We start from the raw sequence: 25,055 nt of genomic DNA on the forward strand, positions 1-25,055 counted from the left end.
TTTGGAAAAGAAACAAGAAACACGTTGGATCAAATTTCTTGGGGGAAAAAATCTTTTATTTACGCTAGTCGCTTTACTATTATTAGGAGCGGTTATTTTTATTTTTCATCAAGTTGGATTTATCTTCGGCCCAATTGGCGTCGTATTTAAAACAATAATCGGTCCAACGATTTTAGCATTAATTTTATATTATTTATTCAATCCTGTTGTAAATTGGTTAGAAAAACATAAGATCAAGCGAGTATACGGTGTTTCGGCTATTTTTGTGGTATTGATCACATTGCTCGTTGTGGGCATCATTTTGGTAGTGCCGATCATTCAAAAACAAGTGGATGGCTTAGTGAAAAGTTTTCCTCAATATATGGACGATCTTAATAAAATGGTAACGGATTTTTTCCACAATTCAGCGTTTGAAAAGCCTATGGCAAATGCACTGGCAAGTATCCAAAACTGGTTTGACAATGTATCTGACAAAATTGGCAGCTATTTTTCAAAAGCAGTTGAAGGAGCTTCGACGGTGTTTTCTACATTGACTGGATTCGCGCTTGTAATGGTAACCGCACCGATTATCACCTTCTTTTTATTGAAAGATGATCAAAAGTTTTTTTCTTTTGTATTGAGTATTATACCGCCGCGTTTTAGAAAGGATGCAAAAGAAATCGGTGCTACGATGAGCAGCCAGGTGGGCGCTTATTTGAAAGGACAAATTCTTGTATCGATTGCGATCGGCATACTGACATTTATTGGTTTTTGGCTGATCAAGGTTCCTTATTCGGGAACTTTATCGATCATTGTTGGTGTTACGGCAGTGATTCCATATATTGGTCCTGTGATTGCCTTTATTCCAGCAGCAATCGTTGCCTTAATGGTTTCGTTTGGTATGTTTATTAAAATGAGTATTGTTTGGATGATCGTTCAAATGTTGAATGGACATCTGATTGCTCCACAGGTTATGGGCAAACGGCTGGTCGTTCACCCACTGACCATTGTGATTGTTTTATTAGTTATGGGTGATTTGTTGGGCATGTTTGGTTTGATATTTGGTATTCCTATTTATGCCATCGCTAAAGTATTAGTCACTTATATATTCCGTAAATTCAAACAGCGCTATAATCAGTATTATGGCGATAGTGGAGAATACGAAGATACTGAGTTCTCTAAAGAAGAATATTTGGACGAATAAAAATAAAGCTGATTCGATAAACTCGTAAAGAGGATAGAAGAATCAGCTTTTTTCTTTTGTTTGGTCAAATTGGATTCGTATCTTTTGTATTCCTTTTTTTTAGGCGTTACAATTTAACTAACGATAAAAATATATTTCGTTGAGGAGGGATGTTCATGAAACGCTTTGTAAAAGTCATACTAGCACTGATTACACTTCTACTATTTATCGGAACGCTGGGATTATTCAGCCAAGTGTTCCAAATACCATGGCTATCTTTAGCGGTCAGCAAATTTCTGATCAGTCATTTATGGCTATTTTCATTTTTTGAATGGATCTTGCTAATTTTAGGTGGTCTATTACTTATCACATTAGTGATTGTTTTGTCTGTTTCAGGTCGTCGCAACCGTTTAGTTGTAAAAGAAGGACAAAATAAAATCGAAATCCCAAAAAGTACGGTTGCCCAAATTGCAGAAAATGCGTATAATTCCACAATCCATCCAGACAAAACAAAATTGACCGTTAAAATCAAAGGAAAAGAAAAAGTACTAGTTAAATTGAAAATAGAAGTTCGCAGCAAAACGCGCTTTGCTCCAATGGCTGATGAAATCAAACAACGAGTTGAAGAGGCTTTAGCTAATGCCTTAGAGTCGATCGATAGTAAGGTTGTTGTTTCACTAAAAGAAAAGGAGCCAACAGAATCTGCAGCGTTTGGGAAAAAACATTCGCGCGTGGTTTAGGAGGGGAAATCAATGGATCAACATCAAAAAGAACGATGGGTCAAACAACTTGAACCCTATCGCTTTAGAATTATTTGGACGGCCGTATTTTTCCTACTAGCGGTATTGCTTATTTTGATTGGATTTGGCAAAACATTGGTTTTACTGATATTTGGAGCAATAGGCTATATTATTGGAAAGATGCGTGATGAAGACTTAGATATTTATTCCTTGATCGATGCTGTACGCTCAATGATAGGAATTTAAACAAAAATTTTAAGGAGTGAAGAGAGATGGCAGAAGAAGTACAAGTAAAATCAGGTGAATTAAAAGCCAAATTGACATTTGATGATGTCGTTATTAAGAAAATCGTAGGTGTGGTCATTTCTGATATTGAAGGGATTTTAGGTTTAAGCGGAAATCTTTTCACGGATTTTGCTGATCGTTTCAGAGATAATGAAGATTTAACTAAAGGGATCGATGTAGAAGTTGGAACAAAACAAGTGGCAGTCGATGTTTCAGTTATTTGTAAATACGATGTAGATATTTCAGCGGTTTTTGATGTAACGGTTGAAAAAGCCAAAGAAGCGATCCGCTATATGACTGGATTAGATCTTGTAGAATTCAACATGAATGTTGGCGATGTCATGACGAAAGAACAATATTTAGAGAAGTATCGTGGAAAAGACGCGTCAGACAGTAATAACGGCGGAAATTAAAGCTAGTTCATTTGAAAGTAAAAAAGAAGCGTATGAGAGACGTATTGTATTCATCTCACACGCTTCTTTTTATTATAGAGTAATTTGTTCTATGTCTAAAAGGCTTTTTTTGATAAGTAAACCATCCTGTTCAGCACTGCCTAAATAGCCTGTTAATTGGCCATTCTTACCGATGACTCGATGGCAAGGAATAATAATCGGAATCGGATTTTTACTATTGGCTTGACCAATTGCCCGTGAGGCTTTTGGTGAACCCACTGCGTTAGCGATGTCTAAGTAAGTGCAAAATGTTCCATAGGGAATTTGAGTGAGTGCTTGCCATACGTTTCGTTGAAATACTGTTCCTGTTTGGATCGATAAGGGGACAGTAAAAGTAGTCCGTTTTCCTAAAAAATAGTCTGTTAATTCATCAGCTGCTTGTTTGGTAAATGAATTGCATTGATGTTCGTCAAGTTCTTCAAAGGAAATTTTTGTAAGCCCATATTCGTTTGCGTCGAGCCAAATTGGACCGAAAGGCGCTTGTAGTTTCATCGTATTCCTCCTGTACTTTTCGTAGTTACTTTATTATACTTCATCCCGAAGTATGGTACTATATTTTTATATATTTATTATGGGAGGTACTATGATGGAAGAAATCGTCATCCTTCACACGAATGATCTGCATTCACATTTGGAAAATTGGCCTAAAATCAGGCGTTACCTAACCAGTCAAAAAGAAAAATATAGTCACGCTGGCAAAACCGTTCTCACGCTCGATCTTGGCGATTTTGTTGATCGCTGGCATCCTTTAACAGAAGCTACGAATGGTCAAGCAAATATAGCATTAATGAATACGATCCATTATGATGCGGCAACGATCGGAAATAATGAGGGTGTTGGCAACTCTAAAGAGCAATTAAATCATCTCTATGATCATCGGAATTTTGATGTATTGTTAGCCAACTTACTTGATAAAAATACTGGACAGATGCCTGAATGGGCCGAACCTTATAAAATCATCGAAACAAAAGAACAAACAAAAATTGGTTTAATTGCATTAACTGCACCATTTCCTTTGACCTATGAACCAAATGGGTGGACGATCCAATCCGCGAAGGAAGTCTTGCCGACTTTGGTTGCACAAGTTCGACCCGCCTGTGACATTTTAGTACTGATGAGTCATTTAGGGATCGATGAAGATATTCGCATCGCTAATGAATTTCCAGAAATCGATGTGCTGTTAGGTTCTCATACACATCACTTGTTCAGGTCCGGTGAAAAAATCAATAAAACCCAGCTCTCAGCGGCTGGAAAATTCGGCTATTATATCGGAGAAGTCCATTTAACTGTTGATAAGAACCATATCGTGCAAAGTACGGCTAGAGCGCTACCGACAGCAGATTTACCAGAAGAAGTCGGAGATCAAAGCGAAATCGCTGATTACCTTGCTTTAGGCCATCAGCTCTTACAAGCAGAGCAGCTAGCAGAAATTCCCTATGATTTATCTGCTGCTTTAAATACAGAACATTCGCTGATGACCGTAGCGTTAAAAGCCTTAAAAGAAAAAGGGGAGACAGAGGCTGCTGTGCTAAATAATGGTTTGTTCCTAACGGACATTCCCAAAGGGATCGTAAATCAAAATCAACTTCATGAAAGCCTACCTCATCCTATGCATTTGATTCGAGTCACTCTGTCAGGCGCTGATTTCACTCGTATGCTTCAAGAAATGGAAAAAAATCGTCACTACCTGCGTAAATTTCCAATTACAGGAATGGGATTTCGCGGCAAGGTTTTTGGTGAACTTTACTATGATGGTTTTTCTTATGATAAACAAACGCAGCAGGCTTTTTGGCACGATCAACCAGTCGATCCAAACAAACAATATACGTTTACAACAGTTGATCATTTTATGTTTATTCCATTTTTCCCAACGATCGAACTAGCGGGCACGATCGAATTCATTTTTTCCGAATTCATGCGAACCATTTTGGGAGACTACTTACACGCCCACTACCCAATCCAGTAAAAACAAGGTATAATAAAAAACAGGTGGTGAAAATATGACAGAAAAAACAAAAAAACCATACAAATCAGCAAAACCTACTAAAAATAAAGAAGAAGCAACATTAACAGACGAACTCACAGCAGTTCTCGAAGAAATAAAAGAAGAGCCAGTAAAAGAAAAGAAAAAAGGCGAAGTCGTTACGATCATTGATGAGGTTCATTTGAACATCGGTGAGCGTCAATACCAGCTAGTCAAAAACCATCGTGAAGCCTTTGATGCTGAGCGATTAGGTGAACGTTTTAGTGATGTCCTGTCAAAATACGATTATATTGTTGGGGATTGGGGCTATGATCAACTACGCTTAAAAGGCTTCTTCAATGAAACCAATCGCAAAGCAGCACCAGAGCAGCGGATTGATGCATTAGAAGATTATTTATATGAGTATTGTAATTTTGGTTGTGCCTATTTTGTAATCGAACGCATCGGCGGAAAACGTGAGAAACAACAGACACGCAGGAAGAAAACCAATAAAAAAACAAATACCCGCAGTCAGGCGCATACAGAAGAAAAACGCGTTCCTGTATCAAATAAACCCAAACCAGTAATCAAAAACCGTAAAGAAAACGAACAAAAGAAACAGATTATTGGCAAACAAGAAAACAATGCAAATAAAGGACGTTCTTTTACGATTCGTCAACGTGAGGAGTAACGATTTGTGGAAAAGCATTATAAAGGCTACTTAATCGATTTAGATGGCACGATTTATCTAGGTAAAGAAGTGATTCCGGCAGGAAAGAGATTTGTAGAGAAACTACAAGAGTTAGACCTGCCGTTTCTTTTTGTGACCAATAACACGACAAAGACACCAAAAGCTGTAATCGATCGATTAGCACAAGAATTTGATATTCATGTGCCCGTTGAAACGGTCTACACGGCTAGCCTTGCAACGATCGATTACATGAAGGAGCAAGGAAGAGGCAACCGCGTTTATGTAATCGGAGAGTCAGGACTTGTCGATTTGATTTTATCGCAAGGCTTTGTTTGGGATGAGAAAACACCAGATTATGTGGTTGTAGGATTAGATACAGAAATCACCTACGAAAAATTTGCGACAGCTGCTCTTTGTATTCGAAATGGCGCTGTATTTATTGGAACGAATCCAGATAAAAGTATTCCTACAGAACGCGGCTTGCTGCCAGGAGCAGGCTCGTTTATCTCTTTAGTAGCTACTGCTACACAGACTGAACCAATCATGATCGGTAAACCGAATAGTATTATCATGAATGAAGCACTTCATGTAATGGGATTGGAAAAAGAGCAAGTCATCATGGTAGGAGATAATTATGAAACGGATATTCAATCTGGTCTGCAAAATGGAATCGATAGTTTACTGGTATTATCGGGCTTTACCCCTAAAGAGGCGGTTCCTGACTTACCAGCAAAACCTACCTATATCTTAGATTCACTAGATGAATGGACGTTTTAATATGATGAAGAAAGAAACTAGTTGGCTTTGGCGAGAACGATTAGGTATCTTTTGTCTGATCCTGACTATTTTATCATTGAGCATTGCACTGACGATCAATTTTAGACCGCTCTATGTGTGGGATATTCAGGCGTTGAATCTTTTAGATGTGGTAGCTATCGATCAGCCGACCTTATTGAAGAATTTTGGACAACTGATGTCGTATCTAAACAACCCGTTTCATCATACCCTGCAAATGTCTGATTTTCCGGTGTCTGAGAGTGGCGCCTTTCATTTTTATGAAGTGAAACGTCTCTTTTTACTATGTTATGGCGTTTTGATCGTGACGGCGATACCAAGTATTTTATTTATCCGTCGTTTAATCAAGGGTAAACGTTTGTGGCGGTTGATTCGTCCTTTTCAGTGGGGCATGATCATTCCTGTATTTTTTGGCATTTTGATGGCAGTCGGATTTGATCAATTTTTTGTCGCATTTCATGGGGTCTTTTTTAATAATGACGATTGGCTGTTTGATCCTGCGACTGACCCGATCATCAATGTTTTACCAGAAGAATTTTTCATGCATAGTTTTATTCTATTTTTTATTTTATTGGAACTATTTTTCTTGGTCGGAATCCTTGCTGGCAAGCGAGAGCTTAAACGAATATAGCGATAAAAATATCGGAAGTAGAGAGTTTCTGCTCTTTCCGGTATTTTTTTGTACAGGTAGCTGTTTATACAATGGAATAAAAGCAGATTTTAATGATTGACAAAAACGAAAGGTACCTTTATAATATAATTCAGGTACCTGATATATAGCCTATTTTTATGGAGGAATCAATCATGGAAGAACAAACATTGATGGAAGTGTTTCTAAGACTACAAGCGATGATGCAACGGTATTTTATGAAACGTCGGAGAGAGCACGGACCTTTTGGCAATCCTCATAGAGGACAAGGGCGTGTTTTGAATCTATTAAAATTGAAACCAGAAACAACTCAAAAAGAACTATCGTATTTATTAGATATGCGTCCTCAATCATTAGGTGAATTGTTGGGAAAATTAGAGAAAAAAGGCTACATTAGTCGTGAACCATTGGAAAGTGATCGTCGAGTAATGGTCATTCGATTAACAGAAGCCGGTATGGCTGCCGCAGATAACAGTCAGAACGAAGAAGAAACAATTTTTTCTGTTTTGACGGAAGAGGAGCAAACGTCGTTTAGAACAATAATGGACAAATTGCTTGAGGCAATCGAGGCAGAAATCCCAGAAGATGAACGAGGATTTGGCGGTCCTCATATGCGTCGGGGGCCAGGGCATGGTCTGGGTGGCTTTGGCAGAGTAGATCCAACAGATAGCAATCGTTTCGATCCTCACGAAGCATTTAATCCAAACGGTTTTCCAAAAAGAGAAAAATTTGGCTTTAATCCGTTTAAAAACAATGCGGAAGAAGATGACTTTGCTGATTTTTAACAAATGGTGGCGTTAGACAGAGGCGTTTATTGAAGAGACAGAAGTTCTTCATTTTGCATAGAAAGCATGCAACTGAAATAAAGGAGAACTGGATTATTTGATGGTAGTTCCACTGTCGCTGTGTTTCATAGCAGGAAGCGTTGTTTTTACTTTCACTGGTTATTCATTATAGAAGTAGCTGGAGTATAATTCGTAGAATTATGTTCCAGTTTCCTTTTTTTAATTTATCTAGTTTTTAAAACTAGATTGAATATTTCTTGAAATGATGTTAAACTATTTTTGTAAATAGAAGGAGGGATTGTATGGATGAGATGGAAACTTCTTTGCAATCATGGGGAGAGGAATTAGAAGGAGTTCATTTACCAAGATGGCATGAATTGCCGGAAATAGATCTGTATATGGATCAAGTGATCACGTTGGTTGAACGCTACTTGTCACCCATTATTTTGAAGGAAAAGCATACATTACTGACGTCTTCGATGGTAAATAATTATGTAAAATTAGGCTTGATTCCAGCACCGAAGAAAAAACGCTACAATCAAAAGCACTTAGCTTTTTTAATCGCTATCACGTTGTTGAAGCAAGTATTGACGATACCTGAGATCAAACAGGGTATTTTGTATCAAGGAGCAGCTGTAGGTATTCGAGAAGCATATGACCTTTTCTGTGAGGAGCAAGAAGCTGCTTTGGCTGTTGTTATTTCACAAGCAGCAGGAAAACAACCGATTGCCGCATTTGATCAGCCGATTTCGGTAAACTATTTAGCTGTAAAAGGAGCAACTCTCTCTTTTGCAACAAAGTTATTTACTGAAAAAGTCATTGAATTAGAACAAAAATACTTAGAAGAAAATGGAGAGCAAACTTATGAATAAAGAAAAAATCGCTCTATTAGTCGATTCCGGGACAGATGTGCCTCAGGAGTTGATCGAACAATATGGAATGTACATGATCCCGTTGCAGATTATTTATAAAGATCGAATTTATACAGATAAAGTTGATATTACACCGGAAGAGGTTTATGAACGCTTGCCAATAGAGATTCCCAGCACATCATTACCAGATGGAGAAACGATTACGAACATTTTTGAAAAGATCAAAGCAGATGGCTATGAGAAAGTTTTAGCTGTGACGATTTCCAGCGGTCTAAGTGGTACATATAATGTTGTACGTCTGATTGGCGAAGACTTCGCTGGCTTGGAGACCTTCGTCTTAGATACGAAAAATATTGGAATCGGCAGTGGTCTACAGGCGATTGAAGCCGCAAAACTGATCGAAGCTGGTACTTCTTGGGAAGACATGTTGACGATCCTTTCTAAAAATGTGGCAAAGGCCAAAGTCTTCTTTAATGTAGCTACCTTAGAGTATTTACAAAAGGGCGGAAGAATCGGTTTAGTGGCATCGATTTTGGGAAATGCGCTAAAATTGAATCCAATCATTTCTTGTAACGGCGAAGGCGTTTATCATACTGTTGCTAAAGCGCGTGGCAGAAAAAAAAGCTTGGAAAAGACATTTGAATTAGTCAAAGCATTTGTCGGTGAGCATAAAAAATTCGTGTTGGCTGTTGCACAAGGACAAGCAGTAGAAGAAGCAGAAGCATTTTATGCAAAATTAAAAGAACAGTTTCCACAGGCTGAAAAAATCTATTTTGGAACGATCAGCCCAGCATTAGTTGTTCACACAGGACCTGGTCTTTTAGGTATCGGCATCCAATTATTAGACTAAATAAAAAATACCAACAAGAGCATTTTAAGTGATGCTTAACGTTGGTATTTTTTTTATTTTCCTTTTATGATTATATTTATCAACTAGATGTATGATTACTCATAAATATTTTTTTGAATTTAGTTGAAATTATCATGAAAATTTTCATGTTTTATGATAATGTAATAACGAATAAGAATAGAGGAGGAAAATCATGAAAAAAGCAATTGCAGAATGTCTTGGAACATTCATTTTAGTCTTTTTTGGTACCGCAACTGCCGTTTTAGGAAATGGTATGGATGGAATTGGTACCACAGGAATCGCATTAGCGTTTGGACTAACAATCATTGCGGCAGCTTACAGTATCGGAACTGTTTCTGGTGCTCATTTAAATCCAGCTGTATCCCTAGGGATGTGGGTCAATAAACGAATTTCAGCTATGGAGTTGGTTTACTATATCGTAGGACAAATCGTTGGTGCATTGATCGCTTCATTTACGTTATTATCGATTTTGAATGCGGCAGGATACGAAACAACAAACTTAAGTCAAAATGGATTTGGTGATTTAAGCGCAGTCGGAGCCTTAACAGTAGAAATTATTTTAACATTCATTTTTGTTTTGGTGATCATGACTGTCACAAGTGCCAAAAAAGGCAATGCAAAACTTGCCGGTCTAGTTATCGGTTTAACACTAACTATGATTCATTTAGTTGGTATTCCTTTAACAGGAACATCTGTCAATCCAGCTAGAAGTTTAGCCCCTGCGATTTTTGTTGGCGGTGACGCATTATCTCAACTTTGGGTATTTATCGTTGCTCCACTAATCGGCGGCGTTCTTGCTGCTTTAGTTAGCAAATATTTGCTTGATACAGAAGCTTAAAAAAATCTGCTTGTCGAATGTGTTATTCGTCAGGCAGATTTTTTTGTCGGTCATTATAGATTTTTTATTCCGGATTGATAGTGTGAAAATACAGGACCGGATAACTGGAATTCAAATGTATCACGATCGACCAAGCCTACGACTTCCTGACTGTGATATAATTCTAGCAGAAATTGGACCACTTCTTTTGTGGTATGGTAGGTTGTAAATGCTTTAGAATAGTCGTAACTTTGTGAGCCGTTGGCAATTTGAGCGAATTCAGTTTCAGTTGCTGCAGGTGCTAAAACTTTGGCTTGAAGTGCAGCACCTTTACTTTTTAATTCTAAAGAAATTGCTTCAGTAAAGGCACTTACATAAAATTTTGATGCACAATAAGTCGCTGCATTGGGAACATTTTTATAGCCGCCAGCAGATGAAATATTGATGAGTTGAGCATGTTTACTATTTTCGTAGTCTGTTACATAAAGAGAAGAAAGGATCGTCAACGCTTTGATATTGACATCAAGCATCTGAGTGACTTTATCCAAGTCCTGATCAGAGACAGAATGATAATAGCCGAAGCCGGCATTGTTGATCCAGGTTTCGATCGTATAAGGTTTAAGCTCGTTGTATAAATTGAATACAGCAGCTTCTTGCGCTAAGTCTACGACCTTGACAATGATTTTCAAGGTAGGATGATCAGTTAAAATTTCTGCTTTTAGCTGATCAAGCCGTTCTTTTCTACGAGCAATCAAAATTAGATTCTTTCCTAAAGCTGCAAATGCCTTAGCAGCTTCAAAGCCAATACCAGAGCTTGCGCCTGTAATAGTAGTGTAGTTCATATTGTTTTCCCCCTAAAACTTTTTTGATGGTACAATTGGAGTATAGGGCTTAGAGACGACTCTAAAGCAAGAAAAAGTTGAAAGGATGTGGGGCTTATTTATACAATCAGTGAATTTGCCAAAGCAATCGGCATTAGTGAGCATACGCTGCGTTACTATGAAAAGGAAGGATTGATTGAACCTTCTAGAAATGAACATAACTATCGAATTTATGATGAAGCGGATATTGAATGGGCAACTTTTGTGATTAAACTAAAAAAAACTGGCATTTCTTTACAGGCAATCAAAACCTACACGCAATTAAGAAAAATTGGCGATTCAACGATTACAGAACGAAAAGAGTTGTTACTGCAGCATCGCAAAAAAGTCGTAGCGGATTATGAAAAAGTTAAAAGTCATTTAGAACTATTGGATGATAAACTGTCTTTGTATGATGAAATGGAAAAAATGCAGTCAAAATAGACTTTAATATGTCTGAGAGACAATTCTTTGAGTGATCCTTTAGCCTGCTCCCCTTTAAATAAGCGTTACTAAAAAAACTCTTTCGGAAATGAACCGAAGGAGTTCCTTTTTTTACCAACCTCATTGAGGTCTTTATTCTATTTAGAAAAAAGTAATTGTCTTTTTCATTGAATCAACTGTCGCTTTATCGCCAATAGGAATTGTAAAAATTGGTTGAGTATGACCAAAATTCATATCGTAGATCACAGGGATCTCCCGCAATACTGGGTATTTATTTAAGATAGCCAACAGGCGCTCTTCGGTCATTTCGGTTTCTTTTGGAAAACGACCGATCAAGAGTGCTTTGGGATGATGGACTACTTGGAGCAAAGAGGCTAAGCCACGAGCAAAATCGTGATAATCATCTTCTTCTGCATTTTCTACAAACAAAATAGTTTGTTTCAAATCGGGGAGAAAACGAGTGCCGAAAAGTAATTGGAACGTCCCTAGATTGCCGCCATAACAGATCCCAGTAACAGGCGAAGACTGACTATACACTTTCCATTCATTTTCGTGTAGGTCTCGTTTAGGATCAGGAAGATACCACTCATCTTGACTCCAAGCCTCAGAAGCAAAAACCTCGAAGGCTTGTTCTTTCATCGTTGCTGCTTGAAAATGTTCGGTCTGATACGCTTGCAACTTATCCATTTGAAAACTGGAAAAATGCGGCCCGATATAAGTCAAAAGCCCGGTTTTAGTTGTGATCGCATTGCACAAAGCTGTAATATCACTGTATCCGCAAAGAATTTTTGGGTGTCTTTTAATTAAATCAAAATCTAAATAGGGTAGTAGCTCATTGCTGTTGAAGCCGCCGATCGCTGTTAATATCCCTTTGACATTTACGTCCAAAAAGGCTTCATGTAAATCTTTCACTCGGCTCATGATAGACGAAGAACCAAGAAGATCTTCTTCAATCGTGTGTTCCGCATAGGTGACGTTAAACCCCAGACTAGTTAGTCGTCTTTCTGCCGCTTGAATGCCGAAATCGGTCAAACGTAAAAAACTACTGGACGGTGCAACAACACGAATTTCGTCTCCTTTTTGCAATCGTGGTGGTTTCATCTTCATCGCTTCCTTTAATCAAACTTGTTTCTTATTATAGTATAGTCACTAATCGTTTCTTTTGGCAATATCTTGATCAGAAAAAAGACACTGATAGCGACAAGAGGTGAAACAGTGGACAAAATAAGGTATAATAAGAGAAAATGGAAGAGATTAGTGAAAAGAAAAAAGAAAAAGAGGTGCCTCTTACTATGAAGAAAATATTAGTTGTAGATGATGAAAAACCAATTTCAGATATTGTAAAGTATAATCTTACAAAAGAAGGCTATGAAGTATTTACAGCCTATGATGGAGAAGAAGCCGTAGAAAAAGTCAAAGAAGTAGAACCGGATTTGATTATTCTTGACTTGATGCTGCCGAAAATGGATGGACTGGAAGTTGCCAGAGAAGTTCGCAAAACATACGACATGCCGATCATTATGGTCACTGCGAAAGATTCTGAGATCGATAAAGTTTTAGGCTTAGAGTTAGGTGCCGATGATTACGTGACAAAACCATTTTCAAATCGTGAGCTGGTAGCCAGAGTCAAGGCAAATCTACGCCGTGGTGCGACCAGTGCAAAAGAAACTGAAACAACGACACAATCAGAATTGATGATCGGTGATTTGACGATTCATCCTGATGCCTATATGGTTTCAAAAAGAGGGGCTAAGATCGAATTGACCCATCGCGAATTTGAACTTCTTTATTACTTAGCCAAACATATTGGTCAAGTGATGACGAGAGAACATTTACTGCAAACCGTTTGGGGCTATGATTATTTTGGTGATGTCCGAACAGTCGACGTAACGGTGCGCCGTTTAAGAGAAAAAATCGAAGACAGCCCAAGCCACCCTACGTATTTAGTAACACGTCGTGGTGTTGGTTATTATTTACGCAACCCTGAACAGGAGTAGTGATCTATGAAGAAAAAAGTTCACTTTTTTCAATCGGTAAACTTTAAAATCGCATTGTCCTTCATTTTACTGTTACTGATTGCGATTCAGATCATTGGTGGTTACTTTATTCGAGAACTAGAATCAACGACGATCAATGACTATAAACAAAATGTCGACTCTCAAACAACGCAGCTGGCGAGTACGATCGGCACTAAGCTTGTTGAAAAAAATCAAGACCGGACGGAAATCGATGCCAGTCTAAAGAAAACACTCAATGACTTTGCCGGTTCAGAAACGATCGAGGCTCGCATAGTGGATGACAAAGGGATTGTCCGTGCAACCAGTGATCTAAATCGCCAAGGTATCGTGGGCAAAAAAAATGATTATCGTGATTTAAATGATTTCAGTGCCAAAAAATATGCTGCAATGGATCAGGATAAACGTGTTTACATTAATGTCATGCCTATTCAATCCCCGACTGGCGACACAGTCATCGGGGTTCTTTATGTTAAAAGTAATATAGAAGGTAAGTACCAGGAAATTACAGGAACAGCTCGAATTTTCTTTACAGCCTCGCTTATTGCAGGGGCAATTTCGATCATTGTGACGCTGTTGATTGCGCGTTCGATCACACAACCAATCGGTGAAATGAGAGAACAAGCACTGCGGATCGCAAAAGGAGATTATACAGGTAAGGTTCAAGTTTATGGAAAAGATGAGTTAGGACAGCTGGCAGAAACCTTCAATCAATTATCCGAACGGATCGAAGAAGCACAAGAAACAATGGAAGCAGAACGAAATCGTCTAGACAGCGTACTTGCGCACATGACAGATGGCGTTATTGCGACTGATCGAAGAGGGAAAGTGATCACTATCAATGAAATGGCTCTTTCGCTGCTAAATGTGAAGGATGAAGATGTGATCGGCTCCTCGTTATTAGAATTACTCGATATTGAAACAGACTATACATTACGAAAATTGCTGGAAGAACCTGAAGAGATCCTGATCGATCTATCGACCTCACCAGAAGATCAAATGATCATTCGCGTTGACTTTGCAATGATCCGTCGTGAATCAGGCTTTATCACAGGGCTTGTTTGTGTGCTTCATGATGTTACTGAACAAGAGAAAAACGAACGAGAACGCCGTGAATTTGTTTCAAATGTTTCTCATGAACTTCGAACACCGCTTACTAGTATGCGCAGCTATATTGAAGCTCTTAGTGAAGGGGCTTGGGAAAATCCGGAAATTGCGCCGAACTTTTTAAACGTTACATTGGAAGAAACGGACCGTATGATTCGGATGATCAACGATCTGCTCAACCTTTCTCGAATGGATTCGGGAAATAATGAGCTGCAGCTAGAGTACGTTAATTTTAATGAGCTGATCAACTTTGTTTTGGATCGTTTTGATATGATGGTGGAGTCAACGGATAAAAATTATTCAATTCAGCGCGAATTTACGAAACGTGATTTGTGGGTAGAATTAGATACTGATAAAATTATTCAAGTGCTGGATAATATTTTAAATAACGCCATTAAATACTCTCCGGATGGCGGTGCGATTACTTGTCGCTTACTCGAAACACATAATAACGTTGTGTTTAGCGTAACGGATCAGGGCTTGGGAATTCCTAAAAAGGACCTTAATAAAGTGTTTGATCGTTTTTATCGTGTAGATAAAGCACGTGCAAGAGCGCAAGGCGGGACAGGATTAGGTTTAGCCATTTCAAGAGAGGTAATCAAAGCGCATAATGGTGCAATTTGGGTAGAGAGTCAGGAAGGTCAGGGGTCAACTTTTTATATATCCTTACCTTATGAACCTTATGAGGAGGACTGGTGGGAATGAAAATAACAGAAAAAATTATCCGAATCGGACTTGTTTTTTTGGTTCTGCTTAGTTTATATTTTTCAGTTAGCATTTGGCTCAGCTCCTCCAAAAAAGAACAACCGATCAAAACTGATGCTCAGCTTGCAACGGCTGTTGTCAACGAACGACTGGACACAGATGTCTTTTTACCATTGCGCTTGATTCGTATGCAAAATGGTCTCTCTGAAATGAACAACAGTGAGAATTTGATTACGAATATCCAAAATGAAATCCGCCAAGGGACCTTTGGCAAACTGACACAAGTCGTTAAGGGAGAAGCAAGTCAATTTGAACACTACTTAACGATGGATCAAGGGTTTGAATTACTGTATGAAGGACCGTTTTTATTAAATGAATACATTTCGGTGTATGATTTGGACATCAATCTAGATGAAATTTCGAATAAAGATGAAATTTATTTTACCTGCATACAAGTTAATTTAAAACAAAATAAACTACGCTTTTTAGATTTTAAAAACAACGATATCTATGAAACCTCGATTTCATTTGATAATGAAAAAGTATTGAATCTGATGAACAAAGTCGGTGTTGAATACAATCCGATTTCAGAACAGCAATCGATGGCAGAAAAGCACTATTATTTGTCGGATGATTTAAAAATGAAAAAATATAGTTATATTTTAGCTTCGCAACCTGTAAATAGATTCCGTAATGCATTTTTCACAAATACGGATGACATTCAAACAAATGAAGATAGCCAAGACTTATCCTATGAAAGTCAAAATGAACGATTGATTGTAGATGAAAATCTTGGAACAATTCATTTCAATGGAGATATTGATGCAAGAGGAACGGAAGATAATATTTATTCCGATAGTTTTGCTTATATCAAAAAATTAGGAACAAACATGGGAAATCTGCGTTATTTCGACCGTACAAAATCAGAGATCAATTATCGCACATTCGTAGAGGGATTTCCTGTTTTTAGTGAAAATGACAAAGGACAGGTCCGAATTACAGTTGGCAATGATAAAGCAGAGAAAACCAGTGTAGTGATCGAAACAAGTGTAGATACAATCCAGGTGCCGATTCCGTCAGAAGAAGAGGTACAACTACAAAGTACTGAAAGCTTATTGGAACAATTGACGTTAAACGGAGTCGATACGGAAAAAATCGATTCAATGGTGATCGGTTATACATGGCATAAAATCGAAGAAGTTACTCAGGTTGTTGATTTGACTCCTGAATGGTATATTCGTTACGATGGACAATGGTCTACCGTACCCGAGCTATTGGAACAATTAGCGAATGTGGAGGTGGAGTAATGGACTTTAAACGAATCGAATGGATTTTTTTCGTTGCTTTTTTAGGACTCAATATATTTCTTTTTGGTATTTATCAAGAAGGATTAAAAGAGGAGAACAGTGTTTCGTTTTCTGATCAAAAAGACAGCATCGAAAAACGGCTGGAAAAAGATAATATTAGTTATAAGGGAACACTAACCGGCGAGAAAAAAGAAGGTTATTATTTGAGTGGCGAGCAGACCAACTTTTATGACGCCATTCAAAATGAACGGGAAACAAGAGAGCGGAACTTTTTCAAAAACGGCGTTGAATTAATCGACAACTCGATTACTGTCTATCCTCAAATGAACTATACGCAAACCAATTATTATATCGATGATAAAAATGTTGAAAAATCGTTAGAAGCTTTTTTAAAGGATCCAGACAACGTTTTGTTTGGTACCGAATATCGCTATATGCCTCATTTTTCTACGTTAGATGTTGATTTCCCAGAGCTTTTAGTCTCACAGTCCTACAAGGGAATCCCATTTAAAGATGATACAGCTCAGATTTCTTTGAAATTAGAAAATACAGGTGAGTCTGACGGCATCCATAAAATCAACAAGTATACTCAAACGCATATTCAAGCAATTGAAGAGCTACGTGATAAAACGGATCTTTTTTCTGATCGAGATGCGATTGAAACCTTGTATATCAATAATAAGATACCAAGTAATTCAAAAATTTCCTTTATGGAACTTGCTTATACGAGAATTTATAAAATTCGTGAGAAAAATGTATATGTTCCAGTCTGGTTTGTCGGCATCAAAGCGGGAGAAAGTAATTTGCAAATCGAGCAGGTCAATGCCATGAGCAATACGATCATCACAAATAATACAGTTCCAAAGGTGGAAAATCAGTAGTGTTGGTTGTATAATAAGTAGCTGTAGACTATAGAAGGGAAGCGAAGAAAAAAATGAGTCAAGAAAAAGCTTTTAACATCAGCATTCTTGCCAGCGGTAGTACAGGCAATTCCCTTTTTATCGAAACAGAGAACAAAAAACTGCTTGTGGACGCTGGATTAAGCGGAAAGAAAATTACTTCATTACTAGCAGAAGTTGACCGTAAACCTGAGGACTTGGATGCGATCCTTGTGACCCATGAGCATAGAGACCATATTCATGGAGTTGGTGTTCTAGCAAGAAAATATAAACTAGATGTGTATGCCAATGAGAAAACCTGGGCAGCGATGGACCCGATGATCGGTAATGTGGCAGTCGAGCAAAAGCATATTTTTGATATGGGGAAGGTATTGACCTTTGGTGATATGGATATCGAAAGTTTTGGTGTTTCCCATGATGCGGCTGCACCTCAATTTTATCGTTTTTATAAAGAAAATCGTTCTTTTGTGATGTTGACTGATACTGGCTATTGCAGTGATCATGTACGTGGTACGATCAAAGATGCAGATGCCTATTTGATTGAAAGCAATCATGAGTTGGAAATCTTACGAATGGGTCCTTATCCTTGGAGCTTGAAGCAACGTATTTTAGGAGATAAAGGACATTTATCTAATGATGACGGTGCTTTAACAATGGCTGAAGTGATTGGCGATCATACAAAGCGGATTTATCTAGGTCATTTGAGTAAAGAAAATAATACAAAAGAACATGCAAGAATGGCGATGGAATCGATTTTAACTGAAAAAGGCTTGGGTGTTAATTTTGATTTTAATGTTTATGACACTGATCCAGACTCAGCATCTGCACTATTTGCAATTTGAATAAACAAAACATTTTTAAGAGTTTGGAATGAAACGTTACTCGTTTTAGTTCCAAACTTTTTTTGTTTTTTTCGTATAAAAGATTAGAGATGATTTAAGTTATCTTTGCGGACTTGTTTTTTTGGATAAGCTGCAGTATAGTTAACTATATTTTGGATAGATAAAATGATGAATTGGATGAATGAATGGGTTCATTTTGTTGTAGTAGGAGGAATTATATGTTTGAATTTTTACCGCATTCCGTATTACAAATGGGGACGATTTTCTTATCGATCGTTATCGAAGCGTTACCTTTTGTGATGCTAGGATGTGTTATTTCAGGTGCGTTACATGTTTTTTTGACACCTGAACGAGTGAAAAAAATATTACCAAAAAACAAATTCTTATCGATCCTTGTGGGCAGTTTCTTAGGCTTCTTTTTTCCATCTTGCGAGTGCGGTATCGTACCGATCGTGCATCAATTTGTCAAAAAAGACGTGCCTACTTATACTGCTTTTGCGTTTATGATAACAGCTCCGATTATTAATCCAATCGTACTTTTTTCAACATATATTGCTTTTGGAAATGCCATGAAATTTGTTGTTTGGCGGGTTTTAGGCAGTATGTTGGTAGCTATGATTGTAGGTATCTGGCTAGCGTATATAAATAAAGAACCGATTTTGCAGAAGGAATTAGCAGTTTCTTCATGTGTAGATGCTGACACTGAGCACTCTCATGGAAAAGTGAGTCTGTTCACTAAAAGCTGGTCCGTTCTGACCCATGGAATCGATGAGTTTTTTGATACAGGCCGTTACTTGATTTTCGGTTCACTTTTAGCCGCAGCAATGCAAACGTATTTGCCAACGGGCGCTATCTTACAGCTAGGGCATACAAAATTTTTAGCGATTTTAGTGATGCTTGTTTTAGCAGCTACGCTTTCCTTATGTTCAGAAGCAGATGCGTTTATCGGTTCATCGCTATTAAGCTTATTCGGCAATGGTCCTGTAGTTGGCTTTTTAGTTTTTGGTCCGATGGTGGATATCAAAAATTTATTGATGATGAAACGTTACTTTAAAACAGGCTTTATAGTGAAATTTGTCGGCATCGTGACCGTTATTGTTAGTTTATATGCTTTAGCCATTTAACAAAGCGAGCCTATTCCGCATTTAATTTAAGGAGGGAAAAGAGAATGATTCGATTTTTAATTTTAGTCGGCTATAGTACATTGATGATGTATTTACAAGTATCTGGCAGATTGAATCAATATATAAACGTTCATTATCGCTATTTAGCTATTTTGTCGATGGTTCTTTCGCTCGTACTGGCGTTGGTTCAGTTGATCCTTTGGAATAAAGAAGATGGAAAAAAAGCAGCAGAGAGCCATGAACATGACGGACATGATCATGGGTTGGATAAGCCCTATCAGCGAGGAGTCGCCTACATACTTTTAGCATTACCGTTGATTGTAGGTTTTTTATTCCCAACAGTCAGCTTAGATACATCGATCGTGGAGGCTAAAGGTTTTAATTTTCCATTGAGTAAGGAGTCGGTGGGAGATCCAGACGTTGAAACACAATATTTAAAGCCGGATACAAGTATTTATTTTGATAAAGCAGACTATGATGTTCAAATGAAACAAGCATTATCTAAATATGTAAAAAATGATCAAGTGCAAGTGACTGAAGAAAATTATTTAGAGCTGATGGAATTGATTTACAATTATCCAAGCGAGTTTATTGGGAAGACAATCACTTATGAAGGGTTCATTTTTAATTCTAGTCAAAATGAGCAGGAAAATATCTTTGTTTTTCGTTTCGGTATTATTCATTGTGTAGCTGATTCGGGTGTTTTTGGGTTGTTGACTCACATGCCTAGTGAACATTCATTTAAAAACAATCAATGGGTGACATTGACTGGAACGATCCACTCTGAGTATTATACCCCCTTCAAACGAGAGATTCCAGTGGTTGAAGTGAACAAGGTAAAAGAAATACAGGAACCAAAAAATCAGTACGTTTATCGCTCCTTTTAGATTAAAAAAGCAAAGAAACTGAAGTTGGAAAAAACGTTTATTTGGATTTTGAGAGGCTGGGCGTAACTATTTGATTCATTTCTTACTCACATGAAATCCAGATAAACGGTGGAAACAGAAGCAATCCCTTCTTATTTCTTGGGATTGCTTCTGTTCTATCCTCCTCAGTTTCTTATTGTTTTTTCTAGCTTATCTTTTCCAGATAAGCTCATATTCCACTTCGCCAGTTGCATCTACTTGCTCATTGATAAGCTGAAAATCTTGTTTAAGATAAAAGGCTACTGCTGCTTGGTTCTTTTTGTATACCGAAAGTCTAAGATGATCATGTGTCTGTTTTACTTCATTCAATAAGGCTTGACCGATCTTTTGATTACGGTAGGCACTTAAAATAAAAATACCAGCGATATAATTATTTGTCATTCCTAAAAAGCCAACGATCTCATTCGCTTCGATCGAGACATAGAGAGCTGCTTGGGGTAAGTGGGCTTTGACAAATTCAAAATTATCCAGCCAATAACTTTTGGGAATAAAAGGATGGGCCTCGATGTTGGCTGATAACCAAATAGTCAGTATCGTTTCTAACTCTTTTGTTGTAGGTCGTTCTATTTTTTTAATCATTTTTAAGATCCTTTCTTTTTTTTAATTTAAAAAGAATCATTCAAACACTCATTTAGACACCTCCATACCTCTTAAGGCTGTTTTCCGTTTTCTTCTTTTTTTCGAATCAAACCCACGATTTCTCTTTTTTCTCTAAAGTTACGAATATTATGGTTAAAGACTTCTGACAAGACAAGACCTAAAGCGATTGCTCCAGCAATCATGACCGCCTGTACAGCAGAATCAATAGCGATTTGATAATTGCCGATCACTAAATTACGGACTGCTTGATACGCTAGACCGCCAGGTACAAGAGGAACCATACCGGGAATATTGAATATCGTCACTGGCAGTTTCAGCACACGCGAACAGATGAAACTGACCGAAGCGACACTTAAGGCACCTAACAATGAGCCTAAAGCCACGTTAGCACCAAACTGAAGGGCAATCCAGTAGAGCATCCAGCCAGAGGCACCAGACAACCCGCAAGCGATTAGCGAGCGTCGAGGAACGTTTGTAATAATGGCATAGGCACTGGAAGCTAAAAAACTAAAAGAAAATTGAACCAATAAATTGAACATACAAAGACTCCTTTATTTAAACACAGAATATCGTAGCGATTTTGTTCGAATTGATTTGTACAATGGAAAATAGAAGAGAAGCTGCAATAATGCTTCTCTGCCTAATAAAATAATTGAAAAACAAAGGCAATAGCAAAGCCGATCATCGAAGCGGTCATCATCGCTTCGGTTCCTCTTGAAACCCCTGAAAGATAATGTCCAGCTAATAAATCGCGTAATGCATTCGTCATCTGAACACCTGGTACCAATGGCATCACACAGCCGATAATGATCATATCCTGATTTGTCCCAAGCCCGAGCTGACTACTTAAAAGAGCCGCACAACCAATCATAAAAGCTGCGAGAAATTCTGATAAAAACTTGATCCGCAAAATTTTTAAACTCGAGTAGTAAAGGATGTAGCCCAAGCCACCGATCAAACAGGTCAGAAATAGATCTGTCCAGACACCGCCAAATAAAATCATGATTGTACCGCTGACAACGGCAGCACTGATAAAACGCAACCATAGAGGAAAGAATTTTCGTTCCTGCTCCAGCAACTTTAGCTTTTCCAAGAGTTCATCTAAGGTATACTGACCTGTTACATACTCCCTAGATAGTTGATTGATGTTGGAGACCTTTTCCAAATTGATGGAGCGATTCAAAATCTGTACCATCCGAATGGTTGAGGTCCCGTCAAGTCCAACAAACAGTCCTGTCTGGGTTACATAGCTAACAAGCCGATAATCACCCGAAGCTAAAGCAATCCTGCTCATAGTATCTTCAACTCGATACATTTCAGCGTCACTTTCTAACATGATTTTTCCTGCTAAAAGACAAGTTTCTAGCACTTTTTCTATATCAATTGTTGTCATGAATGTTCCTCACTTTTACTTGTTTCTGATTCGTTAAAATAAGTATAGTTGATTATTCATGGAAAAAATAGCATGAACATGAAAAACGTTTAATTCTTTAGCGGCAACATTATCAAATAGTGACAGATTTGATAGGGTTGTTTTTTTAGTTTACAAAGAAGACAAGAAAATTAAATATCGTTTTTTATTTCTTTATCGTATAATAAAAAAATAATTAGTTTAAGCTTGAGTAAGCACAAAAATATGAAATGGTTGGAGTGGGGAAAATGATTTTATTTGGTTCATTAGTTAACGGAGCCGCAATTATCTTCGGGAGTCTTTTAGGGTCTGTACTGCGTAATATTTCAGAGCAGATGAAAGACACAGTAACAAAAGGAATCGGCTTAGGTGTATTAGTTTTAGGCATTCAAATGGCGTTTAAAACGTCTTCTTTTATCATTATTCTCATTAGTCTATGCTTAGGAGCTATGCTGGGAGAGGCTCTTGGAATTGAGGATAAGATGAATAATTTTGGTTTAGTGCTGGAGAAACGTTATGCTAAGCCAGGTAGTAATTTTGCTGAAGGTTTTGTAACGGCTTCATTGATTTTTCTGATTGGCTCGATGGGAATTATCGGTGCCATTGAAAGCGGTGTGTCAGCGAATCATCAAACGCTTTTGACAAAAGCTGTGATGGATGGCTTTATGTCGATCATGTTGACCGCTACGCTTGGCGTTGGTGTTTTATTTTCAGCAGTTCCTGTTTTTCTCTATGAAGGAATCATAGCGTTACTTGCAAGTGTTTTGATGCGTTATATCCCCAGCGATTTGTTGAATTTATTGATGGAGGAAATCAGTGCGATCGGCGGCTTGATGATTTTAGGGATTGGTCTAAATATTATGGGGATGACAAAAATTCGCGTCTCTAATTTTCTCCCGGGTATTTTTATCTTGATCGGTATCGTTACCGTGCTTTTTTATAAATAATGAAAAAACACATAAATGATGACAATATGCTGTCATTATTTACATGATATAGTTCCTTTATATTAGTGAAGGAGTGAAGAAAATGACAACTCAATTGACAGAAAAAACGATCAAAGGAAAAAGAATTCGAACCAATAATCAGCGAATAGAAGAAATTATTGCTCTGTGGAGTGAAGTACCGGCGATGAATATAGCTGGTGACCTATATGCCGTTTACTCGAATTATGAGACAAACTTCAAAGGTGATTATGATTTACTTATCGGCAGTGAACAGGCAGATTTGCAGGATGAAGTAAAAATTCTCGCTGGAGAATATGTAGCCATTCCAGTGGCGGAAGGAACACCAGAAGGCGTTGGAAAAGCTTGGCAGAAGATTTGGCAAGATGAAGCTTTAGAAAAAAGACGAACCTATCGAACCGACATAGAGCATTACCAAAAAGATGGGACTGTTACGATTTTCCTTTCTATCTAAAATGTATAGTTGAAATAATCGTTTTTCTTTTGGAATTGACTGATTGAATGATGACTCGTAGAGTGATTGTTCAATCAGTTTTTTTGTGTTGTGAATGAATATCCATATGGATTTTATGTATATTTATTTATTTTTATTGAATAAATTAATAAAAAACCATTGACTTGTGTGGATGTAAAACGTATACTTATGAAAAACAACAATAAGAGAATAAATAAAAGGAAAAGAAGTGATTAGTTTGAAGGTTTCTGTTATTGGTGTCACCGGGTATAGTGGGTTAGAGGTATTGCGTTATCTTAAACATCACCCGTTTGTAGAAGTAGTATCGATCCACAGCCACTCGATGAATAAAAAATCATTTGATGCTGTATATCCTCACGTAAAACAGCTGATTTCTTTGCCATTAGAAAAGATCGACACCGAAAAGATTATGGCAATAAGTGAATTAGTTTTGTTGGCAGTGCCTTCAGGCATCTCAAAAGAACTGGCTATTCCCTTCATTGAGGCAGGCTTTCCAGTAATCGATTTATCTGGAGATTTCCGTTTGAAAGACAAAGGCGCTTATGAAACCTGGTATAAATCGACTTCTGCTCCATTGGAAATGATTCATCAATTTGATTATGGTTTAGCCGAATATAGAGAAGTGCCAACATCAAAATGGATAGCAAATCCCGGTTGTTATGCAACGGCCGCTGAGTTATCTCTTGCACCGCTATTAAAGAAAAAGCTGATTGCTCTTGATTCAGTAGTGATCGATGCTAAATCAGGTATTTCCGGTGCAGGTAAAGGATTGTCACAAAGCACTCATTTTCCGGATAGTCACGACAATATGTCGCTATATAAGATGAACAGTCATCAACATATACCAGAAATAATGCAGCAATTAAAGAAATGGTCGTCTGAAGTAGAGGCTATCCAATTTTCAACATCGTTGATTCCAGTCACCAGAGGGATTTTTTTAACAGCGTATGTCAAAGCACTTGCCCCGATTTCTGACGAGAAATTGATTCAGATATACCGAGAGGAATTTGAGCAGGATTCATTTATCCGTATTCAAGAAGTAGGAACGTATCCAGTTTTGAAGCAAGTGATCGGCTCTAATTATTGTGACATCGGATTGGCTTATAATGATCAGACGAAGATCATCACGATCGTCACGGTTATTGACAATTTGGGCAAAGGAGCTGCTGGACAGGCAGTTCAAAATCTGAATATATTTGCAGGATTTGATCAACGCTGCGGCTTGGAAAATTTACCGATTTATCCATAGTATGAAACACTATTCGAAGTATAGAAAGTTAAAGGGAGCGACAG

The 25,055-nt window shown here is 37.8% G+C and carries 29 protein-coding genes; 23 read left to right on the forward strand and 6 right to left on the reverse strand.

Translation table 11 applies throughout. The annotated features are described in order from the left end of the window. Position 1 precedes the first annotated feature (1 nt). From BCR25_RS02310 to BCR25_RS02325, 4 genes are all read left to right on the forward strand, one after another. Positions 2 to 1,183: an AI-2E family transporter gene (locus tag BCR25_RS02310; protein ID WP_069661978.1), complete on the forward strand. Its 1,182-nt coding sequence runs from the start codon at positions 2 to 4 to the stop codon at positions 1,181 to 1,183. A 155-nt stretch (positions 1,184 to 1,338) separates the two neighbouring features. Beyond that, positions 1,339 to 1,902, forward strand: a complete 564-nt coding sequence (gene amaP, locus BCR25_RS02315; RefSeq protein ID WP_069661979.1) for an alkaline shock response membrane anchor protein AmaP — start codon at positions 1,339 to 1,341, stop codon at positions 1,900 to 1,902. Positions 1,903 to 1,914: 12 nt separating this feature from the next. Next, positions 1,915 to 2,148, forward strand: a complete 234-nt coding sequence (locus tag BCR25_RS02320; RefSeq protein WP_069661980.1) for a DUF2273 domain-containing protein — start codon at positions 1,915 to 1,917, stop codon at positions 2,146 to 2,148. Positions 2,149 to 2,174: 26 nt separating this feature from the next. After that, on the forward strand, positions 2,175 to 2,600 hold the full coding sequence (locus BCR25_RS02325) for an Asp23/Gls24 family envelope stress response protein (RefSeq protein WP_069661981.1): 426 nt from the start codon (positions 2,175 to 2,177) through the stop codon (positions 2,598 to 2,600). Positions 2,601 to 2,672: 72 nt separating this feature from the next. Here the strand turns inward: BCR25_RS02325 and BCR25_RS02330 are convergent, their stop codons facing one another. Beyond that, the gene (locus BCR25_RS02330; RefSeq protein ID WP_069661982.1) at positions 2,673 to 3,131 is read right to left on the reverse strand and encodes a methylated-DNA--[protein]-cysteine S-methyltransferase; all 459 of its coding nucleotides are present in this window, start codon (positions 3,129 to 3,131) and stop codon (positions 2,673 to 2,675) included. Positions 3,132 to 3,225: 94 nt separating this feature from the next. Here BCR25_RS02330 and BCR25_RS02335 point away from each other — a divergent pair, with 94 nt between their 5' ends. From BCR25_RS02335 to BCR25_RS02370, 8 genes are all read left to right on the forward strand, one after another. Next, a complete protein-coding gene (locus BCR25_RS02335; RefSeq protein ID WP_069661983.1) occupies positions 3,226 to 4,605 on the forward strand; it encodes a bifunctional metallophosphatase/5'-nucleotidase in 1,380 nt (459 codons plus the stop codon). Between the two features lie 34 nt (positions 4,606 to 4,639). Further along, positions 4,640 to 5,293 (forward strand): YutD family protein, encoded by a 654-nt coding sequence (locus tag BCR25_RS02340; protein WP_069661984.1) that lies wholly within the window; start codon positions 4,640 to 4,642, stop codon positions 5,291 to 5,293. Positions 5,294 to 5,299: 6 nt separating this feature from the next. Continuing rightward, the gene (locus BCR25_RS02345; protein WP_069661985.1) at positions 5,300 to 6,070 is read left to right on the forward strand and encodes a TIGR01457 family HAD-type hydrolase; all 771 of its coding nucleotides are present in this window, start codon (positions 5,300 to 5,302) and stop codon (positions 6,068 to 6,070) included. Between the two features lies 1 nt (position 6,071). Continuing rightward, positions 6,072 to 6,719, forward strand: coding sequence for a TIGR01906 family membrane protein (locus BCR25_RS02350; RefSeq protein ID WP_281247161.1), 648 nt, complete (start codon positions 6,072 to 6,074; stop codon positions 6,717 to 6,719). A gap of 173 nt (positions 6,720 to 6,892) precedes the next feature. After that, positions 6,893 to 7,522, forward strand: a complete 630-nt coding sequence (locus tag BCR25_RS02355; RefSeq protein ID WP_069661987.1) for a MarR family winged helix-turn-helix transcriptional regulator — start codon at positions 6,893 to 6,895, stop codon at positions 7,520 to 7,522. Between the two features lie 302 nt (positions 7,523 to 7,824). After that, positions 7,825 to 8,394 (forward strand): DUF1836 domain-containing protein, encoded by a 570-nt coding sequence (locus tag BCR25_RS02360; protein WP_069661988.1) that lies wholly within the window; start codon positions 7,825 to 7,827, stop codon positions 8,392 to 8,394. Continuing rightward, positions 8,387 to 9,244 (forward strand): DegV family protein, encoded by an 858-nt coding sequence (locus BCR25_RS02365; RefSeq protein WP_069661989.1) that lies wholly within the window; start codon positions 8,387 to 8,389, stop codon positions 9,242 to 9,244. The genes BCR25_RS02360 and BCR25_RS02365 overlap by 8 nt, the downstream gene beginning before the upstream one ends. Before the next feature lie 193 nt (positions 9,245 to 9,437). Then, positions 9,438 to 10,103, forward strand: coding sequence for an MIP family channel protein (locus BCR25_RS02370; protein WP_069661990.1), 666 nt, complete (start codon positions 9,438 to 9,440; stop codon positions 10,101 to 10,103). 53 nt (positions 10,104 to 10,156) lie between these two features. Here the strand turns inward: BCR25_RS02370 and BCR25_RS02375 are convergent, their stop codons facing one another. After that, positions 10,157 to 10,924 carry an SDR family NAD(P)-dependent oxidoreductase gene (locus tag BCR25_RS02375; RefSeq protein ID WP_069661991.1) on the reverse strand — a complete coding sequence of 256 codons (768 nt, stop codon included), beginning with the start codon at positions 10,922 to 10,924 and terminating at the stop codon, positions 10,157 to 10,159. A gap of 87 nt (positions 10,925 to 11,011) precedes the next feature. On the opposite strand from BCR25_RS02375, the gene BCR25_RS02380 reads away from it, so the two are divergent. Further along, positions 11,012 to 11,386, forward strand: coding sequence for a MerR family transcriptional regulator (locus BCR25_RS02380; protein ID WP_069661992.1), 375 nt, complete (start codon positions 11,012 to 11,014; stop codon positions 11,384 to 11,386). Between the two features lie 141 nt (positions 11,387 to 11,527). Here BCR25_RS02380 and BCR25_RS02385 read toward each other — a convergent pair whose 3' ends face one another. Continuing rightward, a complete protein-coding gene (locus BCR25_RS02385; RefSeq protein ID WP_069661993.1) occupies positions 11,528 to 12,487 on the reverse strand; it encodes a S66 family peptidase in 960 nt (319 codons plus the stop codon). A 191-nt stretch (positions 12,488 to 12,678) separates the two neighbouring features. Here BCR25_RS02385 and yycF point away from each other — a divergent pair, with 191 nt between their 5' ends. From yycF to BCR25_RS02420, 7 genes are all read left to right on the forward strand, one after another. Next, positions 12,679 to 13,383 carry a response regulator YycF gene (gene yycF, locus BCR25_RS02390; RefSeq protein WP_069662129.1) on the forward strand — a complete coding sequence of 235 codons (705 nt, stop codon included), beginning with the start codon at positions 12,679 to 12,681 and terminating at the stop codon, positions 13,381 to 13,383. A gap of 6 nt (positions 13,384 to 13,389) precedes the next feature. Further along, positions 13,390 to 15,213 carry a cell wall metabolism sensor histidine kinase WalK gene (walK, locus tag BCR25_RS02395; protein WP_069661994.1) on the forward strand — a complete coding sequence of 608 codons (1,824 nt, stop codon included), beginning with the start codon at positions 13,390 to 13,392 and terminating at the stop codon, positions 15,211 to 15,213. After that, positions 15,210 to 16,520: a YycH family regulatory protein gene (locus tag BCR25_RS02400; protein WP_069661995.1), complete on the forward strand. Its 1,311-nt coding sequence runs from the start codon at positions 15,210 to 15,212 to the stop codon at positions 16,518 to 16,520. Before walK ends, BCR25_RS02400 begins: the two co-directional genes overlap by 4 nt. Next, a complete protein-coding gene (locus tag BCR25_RS02405) occupies positions 16,520 to 17,401 on the forward strand; it encodes a two-component system regulatory protein YycI (protein WP_069661996.1) in 882 nt (293 codons plus the stop codon). Before BCR25_RS02400 ends, BCR25_RS02405 begins: the two co-directional genes overlap by 1 nt. Positions 17,402 to 17,454: 53 nt before the next feature. Further along, positions 17,455 to 18,261 (forward strand): MBL fold metallo-hydrolase, encoded by an 807-nt coding sequence (locus BCR25_RS02410; protein ID WP_069661997.1) that lies wholly within the window; start codon positions 17,455 to 17,457, stop codon positions 18,259 to 18,261. Positions 18,262 to 18,479: 218 nt separating this feature from the next. Beyond that, positions 18,480 to 19,385, forward strand: a complete 906-nt coding sequence (locus tag BCR25_RS02415) for a permease (protein WP_069661998.1) — start codon at positions 18,480 to 18,482, stop codon at positions 19,383 to 19,385. Positions 19,386 to 19,429: 44 nt separating this feature from the next. Further along, positions 19,430 to 20,272 carry a TIGR03943 family putative permease subunit gene (locus tag BCR25_RS02420; protein WP_069661999.1) on the forward strand — a complete coding sequence of 281 codons (843 nt, stop codon included), beginning with the start codon at positions 19,430 to 19,432 and terminating at the stop codon, positions 20,270 to 20,272. 189 nt (positions 20,273 to 20,461) lie between these two features. Here the strand turns inward: BCR25_RS02420 and BCR25_RS02425 are convergent, their stop codons facing one another. The 3 genes from BCR25_RS02425 to BCR25_RS02435 all read right to left on the reverse strand — a co-directional run bounded on the left by BCR25_RS02425 (position 20,462) and on the right by BCR25_RS02435 (position 22,304). Beyond that, the gene (locus BCR25_RS02425; RefSeq protein WP_069662000.1) at positions 20,462 to 20,890 is read right to left on the reverse strand and encodes a GNAT family N-acetyltransferase; all 429 of its coding nucleotides are present in this window, start codon (positions 20,888 to 20,890) and stop codon (positions 20,462 to 20,464) included. Between the two features lie 71 nt (positions 20,891 to 20,961). Next, complete coding sequence (locus BCR25_RS02430; protein ID WP_069662001.1) at positions 20,962 to 21,450, reverse strand: threonine/serine exporter family protein; 489 nt, start codon at positions 21,448 to 21,450, stop codon at positions 20,962 to 20,964. A 101-nt stretch (positions 21,451 to 21,551) separates the two neighbouring features. After that, entirely contained in the window at positions 21,552 to 22,304 is a 753-nt protein-coding gene (locus BCR25_RS02435; protein ID WP_069662002.1) for a threonine/serine exporter family protein, read from the reverse strand. 266 nt (positions 22,305 to 22,570) lie between these two features. Between BCR25_RS02435 and BCR25_RS02440 the strand changes: the two genes are divergently transcribed. The 3 genes from BCR25_RS02440 to argC all read left to right on the forward strand — a co-directional run bounded on the left by BCR25_RS02440 (position 22,571) and on the right by argC (position 25,011). Next, positions 22,571 to 23,269, forward strand: a complete 699-nt coding sequence (locus BCR25_RS02440; RefSeq protein ID WP_069662003.1) for a DUF554 domain-containing protein — start codon at positions 22,571 to 22,573, stop codon at positions 23,267 to 23,269. An 82-nt stretch (positions 23,270 to 23,351) separates the two neighbouring features. Beyond that, complete coding sequence (locus tag BCR25_RS02445) at positions 23,352 to 23,741, forward strand: GyrI-like domain-containing protein (RefSeq protein ID WP_069662004.1); 390 nt, start codon at positions 23,352 to 23,354, stop codon at positions 23,739 to 23,741. A 238-nt stretch (positions 23,742 to 23,979) separates the two neighbouring features. Continuing rightward, positions 23,980 to 25,011 carry an N-acetyl-gamma-glutamyl-phosphate reductase gene (gene argC / locus BCR25_RS02450; RefSeq protein WP_069662005.1) on the forward strand — a complete coding sequence of 344 codons (1,032 nt, stop codon included), beginning with the start codon at positions 23,980 to 23,982 and terminating at the stop codon, positions 25,009 to 25,011. Positions 25,012 to 25,055: the final 44 nt, after the last annotated feature.

Origin of the sequence: Enterococcus termitis, assembly GCF_001730305.1 — a bacterium.
In the GTDB taxonomy this organism is placed as follows: domain Bacteria; phylum Bacillota; class Bacilli; order Lactobacillales; family Enterococcaceae; genus Enterococcus_L; species Enterococcus_L termitis.

Coding starts and splice junctions, on each gene's coding strand:
- amaP (WP_069661979.1), top strand. CDS start 1,339: ATGAAACGCTTTGTAAAAGTCATACTAGCACTGATTACACTTCTACTA.
- BCR25_RS02320 (WP_069661980.1), top strand. CDS start 1,915: ATGGATCAACATCAAAAAGAACGATGGGTCAAACAACTTGAACCCTAT.
- BCR25_RS02325 (WP_069661981.1), top strand. CDS start 2,175: ATGGCAGAAGAAGTACAAGTAAAATCAGGTGAATTAAAAGCCAAATTG.
- BCR25_RS02330 (WP_069661982.1), bottom strand. CDS start 3,131: ATGAAACTACAAGCGCCTTTCGGTCCAATTTGGCTCGACGCAAACGAA.
- BCR25_RS02335 (WP_069661983.1), top strand. CDS start 3,226: ATGGAAGAAATCGTCATCCTTCACACGAATGATCTGCATTCACATTTG.
- BCR25_RS02340 (WP_069661984.1), top strand. CDS start 4,640: ATGACAGAAAAAACAAAAAAACCATACAAATCAGCAAAACCTACTAAA.
- BCR25_RS02350 (WP_281247161.1), top strand. CDS start 6,072: ATGATGAAGAAAGAAACTAGTTGGCTTTGGCGAGAACGATTAGGTATC.
- BCR25_RS02355 (WP_069661987.1), top strand. CDS start 6,893: ATGGAAGAACAAACATTGATGGAAGTGTTTCTAAGACTACAAGCGATG.
- BCR25_RS02360 (WP_069661988.1), top strand. CDS start 7,825: ATGGATGAGATGGAAACTTCTTTGCAATCATGGGGAGAGGAATTAGAA.
- BCR25_RS02365 (WP_069661989.1), top strand. CDS start 8,387: ATGAATAAAGAAAAAATCGCTCTATTAGTCGATTCCGGGACAGATGTG.
- BCR25_RS02370 (WP_069661990.1), top strand. CDS start 9,438: ATGAAAAAAGCAATTGCAGAATGTCTTGGAACATTCATTTTAGTCTTT.
- BCR25_RS02375 (WP_069661991.1), bottom strand. CDS start 10,924: ATGAACTACACTACTATTACAGGCGCAAGCTCTGGTATTGGCTTTGAA.
- BCR25_RS02385 (WP_069661993.1), bottom strand. CDS start 12,487: ATGAAACCACCACGATTGCAAAAAGGAGACGAAATTCGTGTTGTTGCA.
- yycF (WP_069662129.1), top strand. CDS start 12,679: ATGAAGAAAATATTAGTTGTAGATGATGAAAAACCAATTTCAGATATT.
- walK (WP_069661994.1), top strand. CDS start 13,390: ATGAAGAAAAAAGTTCACTTTTTTCAATCGGTAAACTTTAAAATCGCA.
- BCR25_RS02400 (WP_069661995.1), top strand. CDS start 15,210: ATGAAAATAACAGAAAAAATTATCCGAATCGGACTTGTTTTTTTGGTT.
- BCR25_RS02405 (WP_069661996.1), top strand. CDS start 16,520: ATGGACTTTAAACGAATCGAATGGATTTTTTTCGTTGCTTTTTTAGGA.
- BCR25_RS02410 (WP_069661997.1), top strand. CDS start 17,455: ATGAGTCAAGAAAAAGCTTTTAACATCAGCATTCTTGCCAGCGGTAGT.
- BCR25_RS02415 (WP_069661998.1), top strand. CDS start 18,480: ATGTTTGAATTTTTACCGCATTCCGTATTACAAATGGGGACGATTTTC.
- BCR25_RS02420 (WP_069661999.1), top strand. CDS start 19,430: ATGATTCGATTTTTAATTTTAGTCGGCTATAGTACATTGATGATGTAT.
- BCR25_RS02425 (WP_069662000.1), bottom strand. CDS start 20,890: ATGATTAAAAAAATAGAACGACCTACAACAAAAGAGTTAGAAACGATA.
- BCR25_RS02430 (WP_069662001.1), bottom strand. CDS start 21,450: ATGTTCAATTTATTGGTTCAATTTTCTTTTAGTTTTTTAGCTTCCAGT.
- BCR25_RS02435 (WP_069662002.1), bottom strand. CDS start 22,304: ATGACAACAATTGATATAGAAAAAGTGCTAGAAACTTGTCTTTTAGCA.
- BCR25_RS02440 (WP_069662003.1), top strand. CDS start 22,571: ATGATTTTATTTGGTTCATTAGTTAACGGAGCCGCAATTATCTTCGGG.
- BCR25_RS02445 (WP_069662004.1), top strand. CDS start 23,352: ATGACAACTCAATTGACAGAAAAAACGATCAAAGGAAAAAGAATTCGA.